This is a genomic window from Clostridium aromativorans (genome assembly GCF_020908015.1).
In the GTDB taxonomy this organism is placed as follows: Bacteria; Bacillota; Clostridia; order Clostridiales; family Clostridiaceae; genus Clostridium_B; species Clostridium_B aromativorans.
The window spans coordinates 226,902-247,658 of sequence record NZ_JAJJPB010000002.1; the positions used below are offsets into that span (position 1 = coordinate 226,902).

Here is a 20,757-nt window from a genome sequence, read left to right on the forward strand (position 1 = left end):
AAGGGATAAAGTGAAATGCAATATTGAATTTACAGTGAACAGCAGGATTGAAATAGAGATAGGCGGCGAAGTCTATAAGAGCAATATTCAGGACCTTTCGGACGATTGTATAGGCATAAATATACCCGTAAACAACCATAGATATATAGCTTTAAAAAAGGGTGACAAGATAGCTGCAGTATATTATTCGGGGAAAAACATATATAGCTTTCATACAGTAGTTGTAGGACGAAAAATAGAAAAAATACTTATAATAATGATAAAAAAGCCTACTGAAGTAGAGGTTGTACAGAGAAGAAATTTTGTCAGGGTTCCAATAATTTTTGATGTACTCTGCGCCATGGTACCTGTGAGAAAGGATCTACATAATCTAGATGATCAGGTAAGGGTGTTTAATGCTTATTCTGTAGATATGAGCGGCGGAGGAATGAAAGTAGTTGTAAATGACAAATTGGAATATAAATTGCAAATTGACGATATTATTATGGTAACCATTCCCATGGAAAACGACAGTTTAACTGTAAAGGGGAAAATAGTCAGGATTGACCGAAATAAGGATAATTCAAAATTAATACTTGGGCTGGCTTTTACAGACCTGGATAAAATGAGCAGGGAGAGGATCATAAGATTATTGTTTCAGATAATGCGGGAACATATAAAAAAAGGAGCAAAGGAGGATTAAAATATGGCTTTGGCGAATGAGTTAAATGTAAAAGAAGAGTTAGTAAAAAAATATCTTCCTCTGGTAAAATACATTGCCTCTAGAGTTATAATAGGGAAAAACAAGTATATAGAGTATGAGGATTTAGTGAGTTACGGGATGCTGGGGCTGATGGATGCGATAAACAAATTTGATAAGGATAGGGGCATGAAATTCTCTACCTATGCCTCTATAAGAATAAAGGGCTCCATGATAGATGAATTGAGAAGAAACAGTCCCATTTCCAAAGGATCCATGGACAAGCTTAATAGGTACAATGGGGCGGTGGAATCTCTTCAAAAGGAACTTGGGAGAGAACCTAAGAGTATTGAAATAGCCGATAGACTCAATATATCTCTTAAGGAAATGATGGAAATTGAAAATTATATAAATTATATATCCATAGTGTCTCTGGAGGATTTGATATTTTCAGAGGAAGATGATATTCCGCTTATGGGAACTGTAGAGGATCCTAAAAGTCCAAGCCCTGAAAGAAGTCTGGAGGAAAAAGAAAAATTAGAATATTTAGCCAAAGCTTTAGAACTTTTAAATGAGAAAGACAATTTAGTTCTCACCTTGTATTATTATGAGGGGCTTACATTAAAGGAGATAGGTCATATTTTAAATGTATCGGAATCACGGGTATGTCAGCTTCACGGCAGGGCTATCATGCATTTGAGAAGGGCTATGGTAAAATTAAAATATATGTATAATTAATTGCAGACTTTGATTTTGATAGAAAGGAAATTTTTATGACTTCGATTATATTGATTGCAGTTGGAATAATTCTGATAGCTTTGAATTTAAATGCGGTGTTAAGGGAAAAAAAATCTTTTAGGGGACAGCTGGATATGAGGCAGAATGATATGGAGGATTATAAGATAGAAATTGGAAAAATAAGAAAAGAATTTGCAGAAACAGTATTTGAACTCCAAAAAGAAATCAAGAGCCTGAAAGAGGAAAATAAAAATAATATGGATAAGATGATATTATACGATAGAGCGGGTAACAAAGTGATTGGTGACTCCAGTCCTAAAAAGCACCATCAAGCGACTGAGGTTAAAGCTGAGCCCAAAAAGCACGAAACAAAAGGTGTAAACAATGTTAAGATCGATGAGGTGAGAAATTTACTTCATAAAGACATGTCGATAGATGAAATATCCAAGAAAACAGGTATTGGCAAGGGGGAGGTTCTATTAATAAAAGAATTGTACATAAAATGAAGGAAGTTTTTGATTTTCTCAGTGATAGAAAACTGCTGATAGGTGTGGGAATAGGAATTTTACTAGCTACTTTTATTATGAGTGGAGTTAAAATACAATATCAAATGAGTAAAAGTCAGATTGAAGATAAGGCCAGATCCATGGGAATGCAGTATCCTGATGAAATGAAGGTAATTAACAGCGGAGGTGAAAATAAATGATAAGAAGTTTTTATACGGCGGTGTCTGGAATGATAACTCAGGAGGCAAAACAGGACGTTATAACAAATAATTTGGCCAATGTGAATACTGTGGGATTTAAGGGAGATACGCTGGAGGTGAAACCATTTAATGATGTGCTCTTGCAGAATTATGACAAGGTAGTGGCAGGCAGAAATGTGAGAAATGTCATAGGAGGTATAAGTCTGGGAAGTGGAATAGATTCGGTTAATACTGGATTTACCCAGGGAACTATACAGTCTACTGGTATATCTACGGACTTTGCCATAGACGGAAGGGGTTTTTTTACGGTCAGGAGGCCTGATGGGAATGAATTTTATACAAGAGATGGACATTTTCATGTAAACATAAATGGAATACTTGTGGATGATTCAGGCAATGAAGTTATGGCAAGAGATGCTGCTACGGGCGATATCGGAGCTATAGATGTAGGTGGTGGAAAGATGACTTCAGATCCCTATGGCAATATAAGTATAAATGGAACTCCCAGGTATAAGATTTACACTGTAGATTTTAATGATTACAATACACTTACTAAAGTGGGAGATAATTTGTATACAGGCACAAATCCTGTGGAATACAATGCGGTGGTAAGGCAGAACTCGCTGGAGAAATCCAATGTAAATGTAGTAAATGCAATGTCGGATCTGCTCACAACCATGAGAAGCTTCGAGACAGATCAAAAGGCGGTACAGTCTATTGATGAAACCTTAGACAAGCTTGTAAATGAAGTGGGAAAAGTATAAATTCAAAGAATAATTGAAAAGGATGGTTTTGTTATGCTTAGAGCTATATGGAATAGTAGAAGTGCCATGAACGCACAGCAGGAAAAACTTGACAGTATATCAAATAATATAGCCAATGTGAATACGGTTGGATATAAAAAGGAAAATGTAGATTTTCAGGATCTGGTGTACGAGACTTTGCACAGGGTTGGGTATCCTACTAATGCAGGAGGAGTAAATACAATTAACGGAACAGGAGTTAAAACTACGGAGTGGATTAGGGATACCTCCCAGGGAAGTATGGTGGAAACCGGACTTAAGACGGACATGGCCATAGACGGAGAGGGATTTTTTAGAGTGGCTTTGCCAAATGGCACATCAGCCTACGAAAGGGCTGGCAATTTTAGCATAGATGCAGCTGGAAATTTAGTTGATCCAGATGGAAACAGGCTTGAGGTAAATCTGACAGCTGAGGGTTCAGCTCTTTTTAATTCAGGTACAGTATTTAAAGAGGATAATTTTACTGTGAATCAAAAGGGTCAGATATATATGAAGATAAATAACAACAGTGTATTGTACGGTAAAATTAACATATACAATACTATTGGGCAGGACTCCATGAGATCCGTAGGGGATAATTTATATGTACCACGAAATGGTGTCCAGATGAATTTAAACAATAATGCCGATATACTACAGGGTTATCTGGAGCAGTCAAATGTGGATTTAGGGCAGGAAATGACAGATATGATACTTGCCCAGAGGTCTTTTGAACTTGCCTCCAAGGGACTTACAACTGCAGATGAGATGTGGGGACTTATAAATAGCATGAAAAGATAACTGCTTCTAAACTTTTATGTAAACATATGGAATGTAACTGCATATAATGTATGGATGTAATATTTTCAGGGGGAGTTAAAGTATGTATAGATGTCCAATTATGGATTCCAATGAATATATCGGAGAAGATGATATGTATGATTGGGATGTCGACTATCCAGTGCAGTATATGTATCCACCTAATATGTATAGAATGTGTCCAATGTTCTTGAATAGTTATTCAAATCCATGCATGAGATGTATAAACCAAAGGGGTTACATGCAGCCGCCAACATATTCGCCAGACTATGGCAGATCAGATAAGATGACAGGATACTACAGACCTGATGATGGTATGTATGATATGGATCAAGATGAATCTGTTGATTTAAATGCAGAAGATAAAAACAGTGAAGATGATAAAAGTGAAAAATTTATAGATCACGGTGAATCTGGAACTAAAATAAGAACCGTGGACATGTCAGAAATTGAAGACTGACAATTCAAAGATCAAAGTTCAAATGTAAAATATCAAATTTTGAGCTTTAATCTTTAAAAAACAAAGGGAGCTGAATTGCTCCCTTTGTTTTTTATGACAGTGCTGCAGTAAGCGGTGGAATTACCTGTTTTTTTCTTGAGAGAATACCGGGTACATATACACTTCCGGCCTTTAGATTTACTCCAAAGGCCCTGGAAATCACATCTTTCTGTTCTCCCACTACGATTAATTCGGAACCACTCTTTAATATGTTTGTAACCATAAGTATTATCAGATCAAAATTTTCATCCTTACATTTGAATTCCATAGATTTTACTACATCATCTTTTACAGTTTTAAATCCTTCCGTATCCATAGTAGAAACTTGACCGACTCCCAGTTTTGTTTTGGAGATATTGAAAACTTTAAAGTCCTGGTTTAATATTTCTTCTGGAGTTTTTCCCTCCAGGGAAGAACCCGCTTTAAACATCTGTGTGGAAAAAGCTTCAGGCTCTATATCTGCTATAGCAGACAGTTTCTTCAGTGTTGATTTATCAATATCTGTGGAAGTAGGTGATCTGAATAAAAGAGTATCTGAAATTATGGCGGCACATAATAGCCCTGCGGTTTTCTGAGAAGGCTTTATTCCATTTTCAAAAAATCTTGAAGCCACTATGGTTGCAGTACAGCCTATCGGTTCGTTTCTAAAATATATAGGGAAACCAGTCTGTATATCGCCTATTTTATGGTGATCCAGTACCTCCAATATCTCTGCATCTTCCAGGCCGTATACGGATTGGGCCCTTTCATTGTGATCCACAAGTATTATTTTTTTCTTTTTCTGTGATTTGAGATTATCTCTGGAAATATTTCCTATGACCTTGTTTTCGGAATCAACCACGGGATAATTTCTGTATCTTGTTTTGAGCATCACACCTTTTACGTCATCTATGAGATCATGGATTTTAAAAGATACTATATCGTCTTTTTTCATCACACGGTCTACGGGAGTGTTTTGAGGTATGAGTTTGGCAGCTGCATTGGCATCCAATGTATCCATATAATAGGAAGCTATATCGGATTTGGATGCAATACCTATTAATCTGCCAGAATCATCTACTACGGGCAGAGTTTTTACACTGTTTTTACTTATCATTGCCCAGGCTGTTTTGAGAGAAGTTTTTGGAGATATAGGATTTACACTGTCAATGTCCAGATCAGAAACCTGAGGCTTTACATTTTCCACCAGTTTCTGAGGCTTAACGCCAAAATAATCCAATACAAATTTGGTTTCATTGCTTAAGTCCCCTAGTCTTATGGGAACTGCATTTACTCCCATCTTGTTTTTGAATTCTGCATAAGCTATTGAAGAACATATGGAATCTGTATCCGGGTTCTTATGTCCTGTAATGTATACAACATCATTCATAATTTTTCCTCCTAAGTATATATATGTACAAGATTAACATGCGTATATCAAGTGATTATTATGGATTAATATAAATATTATAACAAAATCCAGAATAATTATCCACCTGTATCCAATTATCAAAGTCCAGAGTTCAAATATAAATTTTGGCGGATTTTCATATTCACCGAAAATCCTCATTGAATTGAGCATTGTGAATTGTCAATTGATAATTGTCATAATAGCACACAAAGGGGGCATATATTTAATTAACGTAAAGAGAATAATTACTTTGGAGGGGTAAAGTTGATTAATGAAAGAGAGATAGAAGGCGGGCTCACCCAGATTGAAGCTGAGAGAAGACTAAAAAAATACGGACCCAATAGCATTGAAAAGAAAAAGGGAATATCTCCCGTAAAAATATTTTTTTCTCAATTCAATGATTTTATAACTTGGATTCTTATAGTTGCCACTGTAATATCCGGATTTATGGGGGAAAAAGCAGATGCGATAACTATTCTTATTATCATAATTATGAATGCTATACTGGGTTTTGTTCAGGAATTTAAAACTGAGAGATCCTTAGAAACTTTAAAAGAACTGGCTTCTCCCACCTCGAAGGTTCTTAGAGACGGTAAAATTAAGATCATAAACGCCCAAGAGCTTGTAATAGGAGATGTAATATTTTTAGAATCCGGTGATAAGGTGCCGGCAGACTGCATTTTGCTGTCTAAAAGCAATTTTATGGTAGATGAATCCCTTTTGACGGGAGAATCGGAAGGTGTGGAAAAAAGCAGTTCAGGAAAGAACAATTCTATATATATGGGAACTGTAGTTATTAAGGGAAAGGGTAAAGCCAGAGTAGTACAGACGGGAATGGAAACTGAAATGGGGAAGATAGCGGGCATGCTTCAGGATATTGAAAAGGACAGATCTCCTCTTAAAGAAAAATTGGCATCCCTCGGGAAAGTGCTTGTAGTAATATGTATAGCAATATGTATTATAGTGACTTTAACCGGTGTCTGGAGAGGGCAGGACAAGTATGAGATGTTTCTGGTAGGGGTGAGTTTGGCGGTAGCAGCTATTCCAGAAGGACTTGCAGCTATAGTTACTGTTGCACTGGCTCTTGGAGTATCCAGGATGTTAAAGAGGAATGCCCTTGTGAGAAAACTGCCTGCAGTTGAAACTCTGGGATGTACTTCCATAATATGCAGTGATAAGACAGGTACCCTTACTGAAAATAAGATGACTGTAAAGGCTCTGTATTTCAATGGGAAAATACGCAAGACCGATGGAGGGGCCTTTTCTGAGAATATGACGATGAAAAAGGCTTTTACATATTGCAACGATTGCAATTTTGACATAAAAAAAGATGATATTTCGGAGGCACTTATGGGGGATCCTACGGAAACAGCTTTAATAAAAGCATTTTTTACAGATGGTAAAACCTTAAAAAAATTCCTGGATAGAGCTGAAAGAGTTTATGACATACCTTTTGATTCTGATAGAAAAATGATGTCTGTCATAATGAAAGAAGGAGTTAAAAAAGTATGTTATGTAAAAGGTGCACCTGAAAGGGTCATTAATAAATGCAGCTATATATTGGATAGAGGACAGGTTAAACTGTTGACATCCAATGAAAAAAGAAAAGTTTTAAGAGCAGTGGAAAATATGACTTCAAATGCCTTAAGATGCATAGCAGGTGCTTATAAGGACAGCGGGATAATTGCCGGGAGATCACTGGAGAGTAATTTGATTTTTATAGGGGTAGCTGGAATTATAGATCCGCCTAGGAAAGAGGCAAAAGATGCTGTATTAAAATGTAAGCTGGCAGGTATAAGACCTATTATGATAACGGGGGATCATAAAAATACAGCTTTTGCCATTGGAAAAGAGCTGGATATATGCAGCTCACAATCTCAGGTTATAACGGGAGAAGAATTGGATAAATTAAGTGATAGAGAACTTTTTGACAGAATACAGCACATTTCTATATTTGCCAGGGTAAATCCAGGGCATAAACTTAGAATAGTTAAAGCTTTTAAAGCTAAAAATAATATTGTGGCCATGACAGGAGACGGCGTAAATGATGCTCCTGCAGTAAAAGAAGCGGATATTGGAATTTGCATGGGAATTTCAGGTACGGATGTAACCAAGGAAGCATCCTCCATGATACTTTTAGATGATAATTTTGCCACTATAGTATCGGCAGTGGAAGAAGGAAGAGTTATTTATGACAATATAAGAAAATTCATAAGATATCTGCTGTCCTGTAATCTGGGAGAAGTTTTAACAATGCTTTTGACTTCTATATTTTACCTGGATACACCTCTTTTACCCATACAGATACTCATGGTGAATTTAGCCACGGATGGACTGCCTGCCATAGCTCTTGGAGTAGATCCGCCGGAAGGAGATATAATGAGTGGAAAGCCAAGGGCCAAAAATGAAAGCATATTTGCAAGGGGTCTTAGTGAAAAGATCATTGTAAGGGGGGCACTTATTGGAGTGTGTACGGTGCTTGCCTTTGTAATAGGTCTGTATTTGGGTTTTGGTCTTAAAACAGCAAGAACCATGGCACTTTGTACTCTTATTATATCCCAGCTGATACATGTATTTGAATGTAGATCTGAAAAACATTCTATATTCCAGATAAGTTTATTCACCAATATATATCTCTTAGCTGCAGTTGCCACATCCATAGCCATGCTTTTGTGCACAGTATATATACCGTTTTTGCAGATGGTTTTTCATACTTCGGCACTTATGATTTCACAATGGTTTATAGTTCTATTTTTCTCTGGCATAATTGCATTTATGAATAGCTTGTATTTATATTTTAAATCAGATAATGCTTAAATCGGACATGATTCAGTTGTATTAAAATTTTATTCACATTTACCAAATTGTAATTAAAAGCTGCTGTAAATTATCATATTTGTTATACAGGTAATACAGAGTAGGTTATAAAGTTAAATAAAAACGTAAAAAATTAAAAAATCAAAAAATTACAATAGTTGATTTTTTAATTTTTTTATGCTGAAATGTAGATAAGCATTATAATGTGAGTGAACATTATTTTATAAATACCAGATCGAAATAGATGTTTTGGTATTAGGAGGAGATCATAAATGGGAGATAGGATATTGGAAAACGTTGAACCTGTTGAAGTATTTAGGTATTTCGAGGAAATCAGCAATATTCCAAGAGGTTCAGGTAATGAAAGGGAAATCAGTGATTATTTAGTTTCCTTTGCAAAAAAACATAACCTGTATGTTATACAGGATGAGGCGTTGAATGTGGTTGTAAAAAAACCAGGTTCTAGAGGATATGAAAACAGCCCAGGTGTAATAATTCAGGGACATATGGATATGGTCTGTGAGAAAAAATCGGGAATAGAACATGATTTTATGAAAGATCCCATTAAATTGAAAGTAGCAGATGATATGTTATACGCAGCAGGGACAACTCTTGGAGGAGACGATGGCATAGCAGTTGCCATGGGACTGGCAGTTCTAGCCTCGGAGAATATAGACCATCCGCCAATTGAATTGGTGGTTACTACTTCTGAGGAAACAGGAATGGATGGAGCGCTGGCACTGGATCCTAAAAATGTGTCTGGCAAGACACTTATAAATATAGATTCAGAGGAAGAGGGGATACTTCTTGTAAGCTGTGCCGGCGGATGTTCCGCAAGGACAAGTATTCCAATAGCGTGGAAAAATATAGATAAAAATTTTGTTCCCTATGTCCTTGAAATTGAAGGATTGAAAGGCGGCCATTCTGGTTCGGAAATACACAAGGGAAGAGCTAATTCAAACAAACTGTTGGCCCGTCTGCTTAAAAGCCTTAGTTCTAAAATAAACTTTAATATGAGTTCTATAGAGGGAGGTTCAAAGCACAATGCAATTGCCCGTGAAGCCAAAGCTGTCATATGTGTGAATAAGAGAGATGAATCCCTATTAAAAGAGGAAGTTTCCAATTTGGAAAAAATATTTAAAGCTGAATTTAAAACTGCTGATCCAGATTTAAAAGTCAATTTAAAGGCTGCGGAAGAAATTCCAAAGAGAGTTATGCCTGCAGAAACTTCAGAAAATATAGTAAATTTCCTGTATTTGATTCCAAATGGAGTTCAGAGTATGAGCATGGATATAGAGGGACTGGTGGAGAGCTCGCTGAACCTGGGAGTAGTTCAAACCAAAGAGAATGGTGTTGAAGCCATAAGTTCAATAAGAAGTTCTGTGGGGAGCATAAAGGAAAATATACTTAATACCATAATTGCCACAGCTGATCTCAACAATGGAAAAGTAACCGTGGAAGCAGCTTACCCTGAATGGAAATACAATCCTGACTCAAAGATAAGAGAAGTTTTTATAGACGTATATGAAAGATTATTTGGTAAAAAACCTCTGGTAACTGCAATTCATGCAGGACTTGAATGTGCACTTTTTGAAGAAAAATTTAATGGGCAGCTGGATATGATATCTTTTGGACCAACTATGTTTGGAGTTCATACTGCAGATGAACATTTGAGTATACCTTCTACACAGAGAACATGGAAATATCTAGTACAAGTTTTGAAATCTCTTAAATAAATTTTAATATCACTGTAATTGTGATATAATTATCAATTGTGACTATAAAAGGAGGTCCATAATTATATGAATAAAAAATTATCTAAAGGTGCGTACGGCGGCATAGCTGGCAGAGATTATGTTCCGTACGTTTCCAGCGGTTCTAAATCCGGTGGAAATACTGCTGTATTAATAATCGGTATTATTCTAGCTGTACTATTTGCAGCATCTACTGCCTATTCAGGTATGAAAGCAGGACTTACAGTTGCCGCCGGTATACCTGGTTCCATATTGGGTTCTGTATTTATAGCTGTATTTGCCAAACAAAAGGGTATCCTCGGCAAGAACCTGCTTCAGGGTATGTCAAGCGGTGGAGAATCCATTGCCAGTGGTATGATATTTGTTTTGCCGGCAGTCCTTCTGATAGGTTCAAAAGTTTCTTTTCTGGAAGGTTTTGTTGTCGGTGTGGGCGGAGCACTGTTTGGTATAGGAATAGCTTCCCTTGTTTACAATTATCTGATAGTTGAGGAACACGGCAAGCTGATGTATCCTGAGTCAATGGCCATATCTGAGACACTTGTTGCTTCAGAAGGTGCCAAGGAATCAATCAAGTACATGGGAATCGGATTTGGAATAGGAGGTATTTTAACTGTTTTAACCAGTTCATTTCTAAATGTGGCTAACAATGTTGTAAGCTATGTAAATGAATCATTCTACAAGTGGAAATTTGAAATTGAAGTCAATCCGTTGTTATTAGGTATAGGGTTCATAGTTGGCATGGAAGTATCTTTGACCATGTTTGCCGGATCTCTATTATCTAATTTTGCTGTTATGCCTTTAATAGGTTACTTTGCTTCTCTGGGACAAGGTGGTCCATCTGTATGGAATGATCCCAGTGTCACAGTAAATGCCATGCAGGTCAAAGATATAGCAGGCAGTTATGTGAAATATATAGGGGCAGGTATGATGCTCTCCGGCGGCTTGATAAGCGCAATAAGGCTTATACCAACCATAGGATCTTCTATAAAGGCAACCCTCAATGCTAAGTCTTCAAAGGGTGCCGGAAGCTCCTCTGCTGAAAATCTTATATTGATTGGCGGTGTATTAATAGGATTTATAGGTGGTTTTCTGGTATCCGGTGGCAACATAGCAATGGCAGTAATTGTTTCTATTTTATCACTGTTATTATCAATGCTGTTTGTTATAGTTTCCGGCCGTTTAACTGGTACTATAGGAACTTCTAATCTTCCTGTATCTGGTATGACTATAGCTTCTCTGGTTATTGTGACATTATTATTTGTAGGAATGGGATGGAAAAGCATTGGAGACAACAGGTCTCTGCTATTATTTGGTACATTTATAGTTACTGCTATAGCTGCAGCCGGAGGCTACTGTCAGTCACAAAAAGTTACTTTTATAGTTGGCGGTGACAGAAATGAGATGCAGAAATATTTTGCCGTAGCCAGTATAGTTGGTGTTGCAGTAGTTACCGGTGTTATACTATTACTTTCAAGTCAGCTTGCAATGACTGGCGATAATGTGCCCTTTGCACTGCCTCAAGCTAATTTGATGTCGACATTGACTGCAGGTATAATGTCAAGTAAATTACCCTGGGTTATGATAATTGTCGGTGCTGTTATGGGAGGCGTGCTGTTCCTGTTAAAACTTCCTGTGATGACTGTTGCTATAGGATTTTATTTACCTATATCCACGACTTCTATAATACTGATAGGTGCAATTGTCCGTTTATTTGTAGAAAGAAGTTCTAAAACTGAGAAGGAAAAAGAGGCTAAGGTTTCCAATGGTGTAAGCTTATCCTCCGGGCTTGTTGCCGGTGGATCTATAATAGGACTTATCGGTATAATACTTCAGGTATCAGGCGTTATAAAAGGGAATGGCCCAAGTGGGTTTGCCTCTACTAATGGAATGGCATTTATAATGTTGATAGTTCTTGTAATAGCCTCCGTGGTACCTATACTGAGAAGTAAAGTGAAAGATGTTGAATAACGGTAAAGAGGCTTTGAATATAATATTTAAAATTTCGGATAACCTGAAATATGAAGTTGATAAAGAGGGCATTGTGACCATATTTGAAAAACAGGATCATAGGATTCAAAAGTTTTTTAGGAAACTTGAATTCAGAATTCCGGAATATAAAAAAATTACTATGGATAAGTACGGAAGTTATGTATTTCTGCAGATAGACGGTACTAGAACTGTAAAAGATATTGGGAAAAATCTGGAGGTAAAGTACGGCGATAAAGTTTATCCACTCTATGAAAGGTTATTGTTGTTTTTAAATCATATTGAGGTCAATTGTCATTATATAGAAAAAGCAAATCTGTAATAAAAAAGATGGCACTACATTGTAGCTGCCATCTTTATTTGCATCATTAAGCTATTTAAATCGTTGAACTCTTCTCTGTACTTTAGGTATCTTACCTTCTATAGGCACGAGATCTTTTTTGGTGGACATATTTCTTATATTCAAGAGCTGTATAAATTCTCTCTTCTCTTTTTCCTTTCCTTTGCTTTTCTTTACTTTTCTACTCTTGAGGCCTTGAATTAAGACCAGATTTCCCTGGTTTACAGATATAAAATCAGGTTTTTTAAACCATCTATTTTTACTATAGGAACACCTGACTATGTTTCTGCTCCTTTCAGGTCTTACAAGGAGAGTTACTGATAATTTATTGAATATCCACAGTATAGTTTTTCTAGTTATTTTGGCAGATACCACAGTTCCCTGTACTTGTGTCAATCTGTCACCATATTTTTTTAAATAAGATTTTGTGTAATAGTGCGCAATTTTATCTTTAAGACTCATGTATATACAAACTCCTTCATTACTTTATTTTTATATTAAGTAAAAATTTTTATATATATATTGCATAAAAAATTTGATTATATTATACCATAGTATATTTGTTTTTTAAAATATAACCTCTAACTTTTATTATTGTTTACATAAAAGGTATATATACTTATTTTTAAAATTCGTTCCTAAATATGACCTTTAAGAATATTATTATATTAAGCACTTAAAAGGAGGAAGAATATGAATAGAGAACTGTCTAAAGAGAAAATTGTATATAATTTCAAATTGGATGATGTGGATTTTAATTTTGACAGTAAAGGGGATTCAGATGATAGACTTAAAATTGAATCCGAATACGGGGAAATATATGAAAAAATTAAAGCTTCGTTAAATATAGATAAAGAAGGATATAATATATATATTATAGAAAATTTTTCAAAAGATAGGCTTGAAAATATTATGAATTTTATAAGTAAAGTTATAAAAGATAGAAGGGGCATAGAAGATATATGTTATATAGTAATTAAAAATAGCAAGATGCCTAAAGTGCTGTTTTTACCATCAGGTAAGGGAAAAAAATTAAAATATATGCTAAATAGAATACAAAATTTGTATTTTAAGTGCACTTATGAATTCTATAATGATTCTGGAAATAAACAAAAAGAAATTTTGAAGAGAGATCTTCAGATAAAGAGAAATAATTTGATAAATAAAGTTGTGGAGATGTGCGAAAGTGAAGGGTTTAGCTTAAAAATTACCGAAGGTGGATTTAGCTTTATTCCCCTAAAGGAAAATGGGAAACCAATGAACGAAGAGGAATATGATATGTTAAAATTAAAGGACAAGGAAGAAATACTGCATAAGGTGGATTTACTCAAAAGTAATACGGAAGAGATACTGGAAAAATTGAAGGTCATTGAACTCGGTCAGATTGAAAGAATCAAACTCCTTATAGGTGAATATTATGCAGAAATGACAAAGAAAATTAAAAAAGAGTATTCAGAAATGTTTAATAAAAACGGAGGGGCTTTAAAATTTTTAGATAAAGTGTGCAGCAATATAGAAAATGAAATAAAAGATATTTATTCTATAAATTATGAAGATGACAAGGAAAATATAATGAGGATAATTTATAGATATTCAGTAAATGTATTGGTGGATAACAGTGATAGGGATAGACCTCCAATAATATTTGAAGAAGATCCGAGTATTGGCAATTTACTTGGAAGTATAGAATATGAAAATAAGAATGGAAATTATATTACAGATGTCAGTCTTATTACTCCAGGATCGATTTTAAAAGCTAATGGAGGATGTCTAATACTTCGGGTAAGTGATCTTTTAAATAATAAGGGGGCCTATTATTATCTAAAAAAATCCATTATAAGCGGTAGAGTTGATTTAAACTACAATAGAGGGTATTTGGAATTATTGTCTTTAAGTGGATTAAAACCAGAACCTATAAAGTTTAGTGAAAGGATAATACTTATAGGGGACTATAAAACCTACGATTTATTGTATAAATATGATGAAGATTTTAAAAATATGTTTAAATTAAAGGGAGAGCACAGATCCCTTTTAAAGATAGACAAGGATACAAAGGCAATATTTCTGGAAAAAGTTTTTTCAATATATAAGAACAATGGACTTCATCCCATTAATGAGAGTGCAATAAGAGAACTTGCCAAGGTATTATCGAAAGAGGCTGAAGATAGAAATAAATTGTTTATGGATGACTATGAGCTGGAGAGAATTTTGATGCTTTCCGACAATAGAGTTTCTGAAGCGGGAAAAGAGGTTATTGATAAAAGTGATATTCTAGATGTGGTTTATGAGGAGGAACTGGTAGAAAAGCAGATAGATGACATGTATAGAGAAGGACAGATATATATAGATGTAAAGGAAAAGGTAGTGGGTCAGGTAAATGCACTTTCTATAATAAGCACAGGTTACTTCAGCCTGGGCAAACCTGTGAAGATAACCTGTACTTGCCTGCAGGGCAGTGGAAACATTGTGGATATTCAAAAAGAAAGTGATTTAAGCGGCAAAATTCACAATAAATCAGTAAATATTTTAAACGGATGCATAAAAAAATTAATAGGCGGCTATGGCAAAGTCCCTGTGGATTTTTATCTTAGTTTTGAACAGACATATGGTAAAATAGATGGCGACAGTGCTTCTGTAGCAGAAGTTTTAAGCATTATTTCTGCCCTTACTAAAGTTGGGATTAAACAAAATATAGCGGTAACAGGTTCTATAAATCAATTTGGAGAAGTACAGCCCATAGGGGGTGTAAATGAAAAAATAGAGGGATTTTTTAAAATATGCAAAATACTGGATAATACAATTGGAAAGGGAGTCCTAATACCCTGGGCAAATACCAGGGGGCTGGTACTAAAGGATGAAGTGGAACAGGAAATAATGAAAGATAATTTTCATATTTATTATATGCACAATTTAAAAGATGCAGTGGAAATCCTTATGGAAACAGATTATGATGATGTGATTTTGGAAGCCAAGAGAGAATTGAAAAAATATCTGTCTGGAAAAGAAAAACGAAAAAACAGCTGATGAAAAATGCAGTAGGTTTACAAGAGTAAACCTACTGCAAATATTTTAGCTGGGTTAATTTGTCAGACGTTAAATCTAAAATTCACTACATCTCCATCCTGCATCACATAATCCTTACCTTCCAGTCTGTAATAGCCTTTCTCTTTTGCGGCAGCTTCTGAACCACATTCTATGAGTTTATCGTAGGATATGATCTCAGCTCTTATAAAGCCCTTTTGTATATCCGTGTGTATTTTACCGGCAGCTTCAGGAGCTTTTGTACCCTGTTTTATAGTCCAGGCCCTTACTTCTTTTTCACCAGCAGTTAAAAAGCTTATAAGTCCTAGAAGTTTGTAGCTGGCATTTATAAGTTTATCAAGTCCAGCTTCCTCTAGACCGTATTCTTTTAACATTTCTGATTTCTCATCTTCCTCCAGGGTGGAGAGTTCCTCTTCTATTTTTGCAGATATAATGACTACCTGCGAACTTTCATTTTTTGCATATTCTTTTACTTTTTTTACGAATTTATTTTCTGCATTTCCAGAAGTCAAATCCTCTTCTGAAATATTGGCTACATAAAGTACCGGTTTGGTAGTGAGCAAAAAAAATCCCTTTACAAGTTCAGCCTCATCTTCGGTCAATTTCATAGTCCGTACAGGTTTACCTTCCTCTAAATGTTTTTTTATTTTTAACATGAAAGCATATTGTGTTTTGGATTCTTTATCTCCACCTTTAGCTAGTTTGGATATTTTTTCTATTCTCCTGTCCATAACTTCTATATCTGAAAATATGAGTTCTAAGTTTACAGTTTCAATATCTCTTATAGGATCCACACTGCCATCTACATGAACCACATTTTCATCTTCAAAGCATCTCACTACGTGAACTATGGCTTCAACTTCTCTTATATGGGATAAAAATTTATTTCCAAGGCCTTCGCCTTTGCTGGCGCCCTTTACCAGTCCTGCTATATCATAGAATTCAATAGCCGTGTAGACCTTTTTTTTCGAATTATACATTTTTTCAAGTACGTCCAGTCTTCTGTCCGGCACACTAACTACTCCTATATTTGGCTCTATGGTGCAAAATGGATAGTTAGCAGATTCTGCACCTGCTTTTGTTATTGCATTGAATAGAGTACTTTTCCCCACATTTGGCAGTCCTACAATTCCAAGTTTCATCTATGTACATTCCCTTCCTAAAATTATAATTGACTAAATATAAAATCCTTTCTAAATTATACTCTACAGAAAATATTATTTCAATGAAAGAGACAGCCTATAGATTAAATTACTCTATACTTAATGGAATATTTTTCAAAAAAATGCGGTAAAATTTTGTGAAAATCTACAATTTAATAGATTTAAAAAATATATTAAAATTGCGTAAAAAAGAAGGAATTTTAATGTTAATATAGAAATAGATAATTGGTGGTTTGAAGTGGTTTAAAGTGGAGTAAAATAACAGTGAGAGGTGCAGTGATGTTTTTAGGTGAGTATGAACATGCTCTAGACGGTAAGAAGAGAATAATTATACCTTCTAAGTTTAGGGAAGAATTAGGGCCAAAGTTCATATTGACTAAGGGTTTAGACGGTTGTCTCTATGCTTTTCCACTTTGTGAATGGCATGTGTTGGAGGAAAAATTAAAAAGCCTTCCATTTACCAATAAAAACGCCAGGGCTTTTGTGAGGTTTTTTTTCTCCGGTGCGAATGAAATGGAACCTGATAAACAGGGAAGAATTGTCATGCCGCAGCCCCTTTTGGAATATGCAAGTATAAATAGGGAAATAGTGAGCATAGGGGTATCAAATAGAATAGAGATATGGAGTAGAGAAGGCTGGCAGGAATACAATAATTCCAATATAGACTTTGACAACATAGCAGAGCAGCTAAGTGAACTTGGAATATAGCAGGAAGTGGAGGACATATTTTATGAAATTTAGGCATGTACCTGTACTTTTACAGGAAACTATAGATAGTTTAAATATTAAAGAAAATGGAATTTATGTGGATTGTACATTGGGAGGAGGGGGACATTCAAAAGAGATATTAAAGAGGATATCTGAAAATGGAAAACTTATAGGAATTGATGAGGATATTTCAGCAATTAAAGCTGCAAAAGAAAATCTTAAGGAATTTAAAAATGTGACTTATGTTTGCAGCAATTTTTATTATATAAAAGAGATTTTAAGTGAACTTAAGGTAAATAGTGTAGATGGGATACTTATGGATCTAGGAGTTTCCTCTTATCAGCTGGATAATCCAGAGAGGGGATTTAGCTATATGAAGGATGCCCCGCTGGATATGAGGATGAATAGAGATAGCTCTCTTTCTGCCTATGAAGTGGTAAATGGATATGAAAGAGAAGAACTTTATAGAGTTTTGAAAGACTATGGTGAAGAGAAATTTGCCAATAGGATAGCAGATTTTATAGTGAGGGAAAGGGAAAAGAATCCGATAAACACGACTCTGGAGCTTGTGGATATAATAAAGAGGGCCGTACCTTTAAAATTTCAAAGAGATGGTCATCCGGCAAAGAGAACCTTTCAAGGTATACGTATAGAGGTTAATAAAGAGCTTAAGATACTTGATAGGGCGTTGGAGGACAGTGTGGAGAAACTGAAGGCAGGAGGAAGAATATCGGTTATAACTTTTCACTCACTGGAGGACAGGATAGTGAAATCTAAATTCAGGAATCTGGAAAACCCATGCACATGCCCGCCAAATTTTCCAATTTGTGTGTGCAATAAAAAACCTGTTGTAAAGATTATAAATAAGAAACCAATAATACCTGCACAGGAGGAAAAAGAAAAAAATCCGAGGAGTAAGAGTTCTAAATTGAGAACAGCTGAAAAAATTTAGTTCTAAAGTTTATGTGGGGTGAATAAAGTGATAGTGATGAATGAAGAAAATATAATAAATGGCAACGCTGCACTACAGCCAGAATATAAACCTTATAGAAAACATAGCAATAAGATACATAAAAAGAAGGATGTAAATAGACAGGCAAAGGTAAAAAAGAAACTTAAAGTGATTTTAAATATCTGTGTGTTTTTTGTAGTTGGGTTAACTCTCATATATAGATATTCGATAATATATAATATGCAAACTGAGTTGAATTCGGTGGAAAGTAATATAAGTGATATTAATAGACAGAATGAAAATTTAACAGTAGAATTGGTGAAATACAATAATTTAAAATACATAGAGGAAAATGCAATGAATAAACTCAAAATGGTGGTACCGAATAAACAAAATGCAGTTTATATAAATTTAGATAAGCCGATTATAAAAGCCCAGAAAGATGTGAATGGTATAGAAACACAAAAAGGTATGTTAAATAAGTTGAAGCAATTAATATGGAGGTAAATTAATTTGTATAAAAGGGAATATAGGGACAGGGTTATTATCAGAAAAAGAATGATAATTACTTTTAGTTTCCTGTTTTTAACTTTCTTTTTATTGGTGTGCAGGATGGGATATGTAATGATATATAAATCACCACAACTTAAGGCTATGGCTATAGCTCAATGGACAAGCGATGTAAAGATTGATGCGAAGCGTGGAAAAATTCTGGATAGAAACGGAAATGAATTAGCTGTAAGTGCTAATGTATATAGAATTGATCTGGACATGAATACTCTTAAGGAAACTATGGAAGAGAAAAAGATATCTGAGGATAAATTGGCGGGTGAACTTGCAAGTATTCTTTCTATGGATAAAAGCGATGTGTCTAAAATTTTAAATAAGACGCTGCCCGGGGGACTTCCCATTGGCTCCGCAACTTTAAAACGGAGAGTGGAAAAGGATGCGGCGGATAAAGTGAGGAATTTGAATTTAAATGGTATACTCATATCTTCGGATACTAAGAGATATTACCCCAATAACAATTTTTTGTCCCAGGTAATGGGACACACTAATTCGGATGGAGTGGGATTAACGGGGGTAGAACTCTATTATAATAAGGAATTGGCCGGAACTCCTGGCAGTAGAATTGCGGAACTGGATAGGAAAAGTCAGGAGCTGCCCTACACTATTTCCGAATTTACAAAACCTGTAGATGGAAAAGATGTAGTCCTTACTATAGATGAGATGATCCAGCATTTTGCAGAAAAGTCGGCCCAGCAGGCTCTTAACGATTATAAGGCAAAGGCAGTTTCTATAGTGGTGATGAATCCTAAAAATGGAGAGATACTGGCTATGGCAAACAAGCCTGATTATAATCCAAATGATCCATGGATAAAGGGTGAATCCTATGATGAACTACAAAAAACCTGGAGAAACAGGGCGGTCAGTGATACTTTTGAGCCAGGCTCCATATTCAAGGTGGTAACTGCCCAGACTGCGCTGGAAACCAATTCTGTGAGCCCGAATGACACTTTCGTATGTAATGGAAGTATAACCATAGGCAAGAGAACCATACACTGCTGGAAAAGTTCAGGGCATGGAGTACAAAATTTAGAGGAAATACTAAAAAATTCCTGCAATGTGGGTTTTGCAGAGCTTGGAAAGAAAATAGGGAAAGAAAAGTTAAATGATTATATACACAAATTTGGATTTGGACAAAAGACCGGTATAGACCTACCTGGTGAAGCAAAGGGAATAGTAAAGAAAACACAGGATATTAGTGATATAGATCTTGCAACCATTTCATTTGGCCAGGCCAATACGGTAACTGCAGTTCAATATTTAAGGGCTTTTAATGCAGTGGCAAATGGTGGAAATCTAATTACTCCCCATGTTATGAAAAAAATAGAGCATTATGATGAAAACAGCGGCATGGAAATTACAGATAAAACCTATGATGTTAAAGGTAATACCACGAAAATATTGGATTCAAGTAAAGCAGCCCAGCTCAGGGGATACCTGGAAAAGGTTGTTTCAGACGGAGGAGGTAAAAATGCATTCATAGCCGGCTACCATATAGCTGGTAAAACTGGAACTGCACAAAAAGCTGGAGTTGGAGGATATCAGCCGGGGAAATACGTATCCTCTTTTGTGGGAATGGCGCCGGCAAGTGATCCAAAAATAACAGTGCTGGTATCTGTAGATGAGCCGGATCCATCTAATTACTATGCTGCACAGACAGCTGCACCGACGGCAAAACAGGTTTTTACAGACTTATTTAATTATCTTGCAATAAAGGGTGATGTAGTGCCGCAGGATACAACTCAAAGCAGTGCTCAAAATACTTATGATGTCAATCAGGATGATTAAGTTTTGCTTTACATGCAGCATCTTAGA

Annotated in this window: 19 protein-coding genes; 16 read left to right on the forward strand and 3 right to left on the reverse strand. The window is 35.5% G+C overall.

Annotated features, from left to right (window positions below; all coding sequences use genetic code 11):
- Positions 1-10: 10 nt before the first annotated feature.
- The 7 genes from LN736_RS19095 to LN736_RS03840 all read left to right on the forward strand — a co-directional run bounded on the left by LN736_RS19095 (position 11) and on the right by LN736_RS03840 (position 4,184).
- A complete protein-coding gene (locus LN736_RS19095; protein WP_179977101.1) occupies positions 11-682 on the forward strand; it encodes a flagellar brake protein in 672 nt (223 codons plus the stop codon).
- 3 nt (positions 683-685) lie between these two features.
- Positions 686-1,417 (forward strand): FliA/WhiG family RNA polymerase sigma factor, encoded by a 732-nt coding sequence (locus tag LN736_RS03815; RefSeq protein ID WP_150356375.1) that lies wholly within the window; start codon positions 686-688, stop codon positions 1,415-1,417.
- Between the two features lie 35 nt (positions 1,418-1,452).
- Positions 1,453-1,923: a DUF6115 domain-containing protein gene (locus LN736_RS03820; RefSeq protein WP_150356376.1), complete on the forward strand. Its 471-nt coding sequence runs from the start codon at positions 1,453-1,455 to the stop codon at positions 1,921-1,923.
- The gene (locus LN736_RS03825; RefSeq protein ID WP_150356377.1) at positions 1,920-2,123 is read left to right on the forward strand and encodes a hypothetical protein; all 204 of its coding nucleotides are present in this window, start codon (positions 1,920-1,922) and stop codon (positions 2,121-2,123) included. The genes LN736_RS03820 and LN736_RS03825 overlap by 4 nt, the downstream gene beginning before the upstream one ends.
- The gene (locus LN736_RS03830; RefSeq protein WP_229980893.1) at positions 2,120-2,887 is read left to right on the forward strand and encodes a flagellar basal-body rod protein FlgG; all 768 of its coding nucleotides are present in this window, start codon (positions 2,120-2,122) and stop codon (positions 2,885-2,887) included. The genes LN736_RS03825 and LN736_RS03830 overlap by 4 nt, the downstream gene beginning before the upstream one ends.
- Before the next feature lie 33 nt (positions 2,888-2,920).
- Positions 2,921-3,706 carry a flagellar basal-body rod protein FlgG gene (locus LN736_RS03835; RefSeq protein ID WP_229980894.1) on the forward strand — a complete coding sequence of 262 codons (786 nt, stop codon included), beginning with the start codon at positions 2,921-2,923 and terminating at the stop codon, positions 3,704-3,706.
- An 82-nt stretch (positions 3,707-3,788) separates the two neighbouring features.
- Positions 3,789-4,184, forward strand: a complete 396-nt coding sequence (locus tag LN736_RS03840; RefSeq protein ID WP_229980896.1) for a hypothetical protein — start codon at positions 3,789-3,791, stop codon at positions 4,182-4,184.
- Positions 4,185-4,275: 91 nt separating this feature from the next.
- Here LN736_RS03840 and LN736_RS03845 read toward each other — a convergent pair whose 3' ends face one another.
- Positions 4,276-5,592, reverse strand: coding sequence for a putative manganese-dependent inorganic diphosphatase (locus LN736_RS03845; protein WP_229980898.1), 1,317 nt, complete (start codon positions 5,590-5,592; stop codon positions 4,276-4,278).
- Positions 5,593-5,880: 288 nt separating this feature from the next.
- Here LN736_RS03845 and LN736_RS03850 point away from each other — a divergent pair, with 288 nt between their 5' ends.
- From LN736_RS03850 to LN736_RS03865, 4 genes are all read left to right on the forward strand, one after another.
- Positions 5,881-8,430: a calcium-translocating P-type ATPase, PMCA-type gene (locus tag LN736_RS03850; RefSeq protein ID WP_179978261.1), complete on the forward strand. Its 2,550-nt coding sequence runs from the start codon at positions 5,881-5,883 to the stop codon at positions 8,428-8,430.
- Between the two features lie 272 nt (positions 8,431-8,702).
- A complete protein-coding gene (locus tag LN736_RS03855) occupies positions 8,703-10,166 on the forward strand; it encodes an aminoacyl-histidine dipeptidase (RefSeq protein ID WP_229980899.1) in 1,464 nt (487 codons plus the stop codon).
- Positions 10,167-10,232: 66 nt separating this feature from the next.
- A complete protein-coding gene (locus tag LN736_RS03860) occupies positions 10,233-12,152 on the forward strand; it encodes an OPT family oligopeptide transporter (protein WP_150356384.1) in 1,920 nt (639 codons plus the stop codon).
- A complete protein-coding gene (locus tag LN736_RS03865; protein ID WP_179977104.1) occupies positions 12,142-12,492 on the forward strand; it encodes a PqqD family peptide modification chaperone in 351 nt (116 codons plus the stop codon). Before LN736_RS03860 ends, LN736_RS03865 begins: the two co-directional genes overlap by 11 nt.
- A 51-nt stretch (positions 12,493-12,543) precedes the next feature.
- Here LN736_RS03865 and LN736_RS03870 read toward each other — a convergent pair whose 3' ends face one another.
- The gene (locus LN736_RS03870) at positions 12,544-12,972 is read right to left on the reverse strand and encodes a hypothetical protein (RefSeq protein WP_150356385.1); all 429 of its coding nucleotides are present in this window, start codon (positions 12,970-12,972) and stop codon (positions 12,544-12,546) included.
- A 231-nt stretch (positions 12,973-13,203) separates the two neighbouring features.
- Between LN736_RS03870 and LN736_RS03875 the strand changes: the two genes are divergently transcribed.
- The gene (locus LN736_RS03875) at positions 13,204-15,534 is read left to right on the forward strand and encodes an AAA family ATPase (protein WP_150358409.1); all 2,331 of its coding nucleotides are present in this window, start codon (positions 13,204-13,206) and stop codon (positions 15,532-15,534) included.
- 62 nt (positions 15,535-15,596) lie between these two features.
- On the opposite strand, the gene ychF is transcribed toward LN736_RS03875, so the two are convergent.
- Positions 15,597-16,694, reverse strand: coding sequence for a redox-regulated ATPase YchF (ychF, locus tag LN736_RS03880; protein WP_150358410.1), 1,098 nt, complete (start codon positions 16,692-16,694; stop codon positions 15,597-15,599).
- Between the two features lie 300 nt (positions 16,695-16,994).
- On the opposite strand from ychF, the gene mraZ reads away from it, so the two are divergent.
- From mraZ to LN736_RS03900, 4 genes are read left to right on the forward strand one after another with little or no spacing between them, the layout of a single operon-like run.
- A complete protein-coding gene (mraZ, locus tag LN736_RS03885; protein WP_150358418.1) occupies positions 16,995-17,423 on the forward strand; it encodes a division/cell wall cluster transcriptional repressor MraZ in 429 nt (142 codons plus the stop codon).
- A 22-nt stretch (positions 17,424-17,445) separates the two neighbouring features.
- On the forward strand, positions 17,446-18,375 hold the full coding sequence (gene rsmH / locus LN736_RS03890) for a 16S rRNA (cytosine(1402)-N(4))-methyltransferase RsmH (protein ID WP_229980902.1): 930 nt from the start codon (positions 17,446-17,448) through the stop codon (positions 18,373-18,375).
- Positions 18,376-18,411: 36 nt separating this feature from the next.
- Positions 18,412-18,882 carry a cell division protein FtsL gene (locus LN736_RS03895; RefSeq protein ID WP_179978262.1) on the forward strand — a complete coding sequence of 157 codons (471 nt, stop codon included), beginning with the start codon at positions 18,412-18,414 and terminating at the stop codon, positions 18,880-18,882.
- 6 nt (positions 18,883-18,888) lie between these two features.
- Entirely contained in the window at positions 18,889-20,730 is a 1,842-nt protein-coding gene (locus tag LN736_RS03900) for a stage V sporulation protein D (RefSeq protein WP_150358413.1), read from the forward strand.
- Positions 20,731-20,757: the final 27 nt, after the last annotated feature.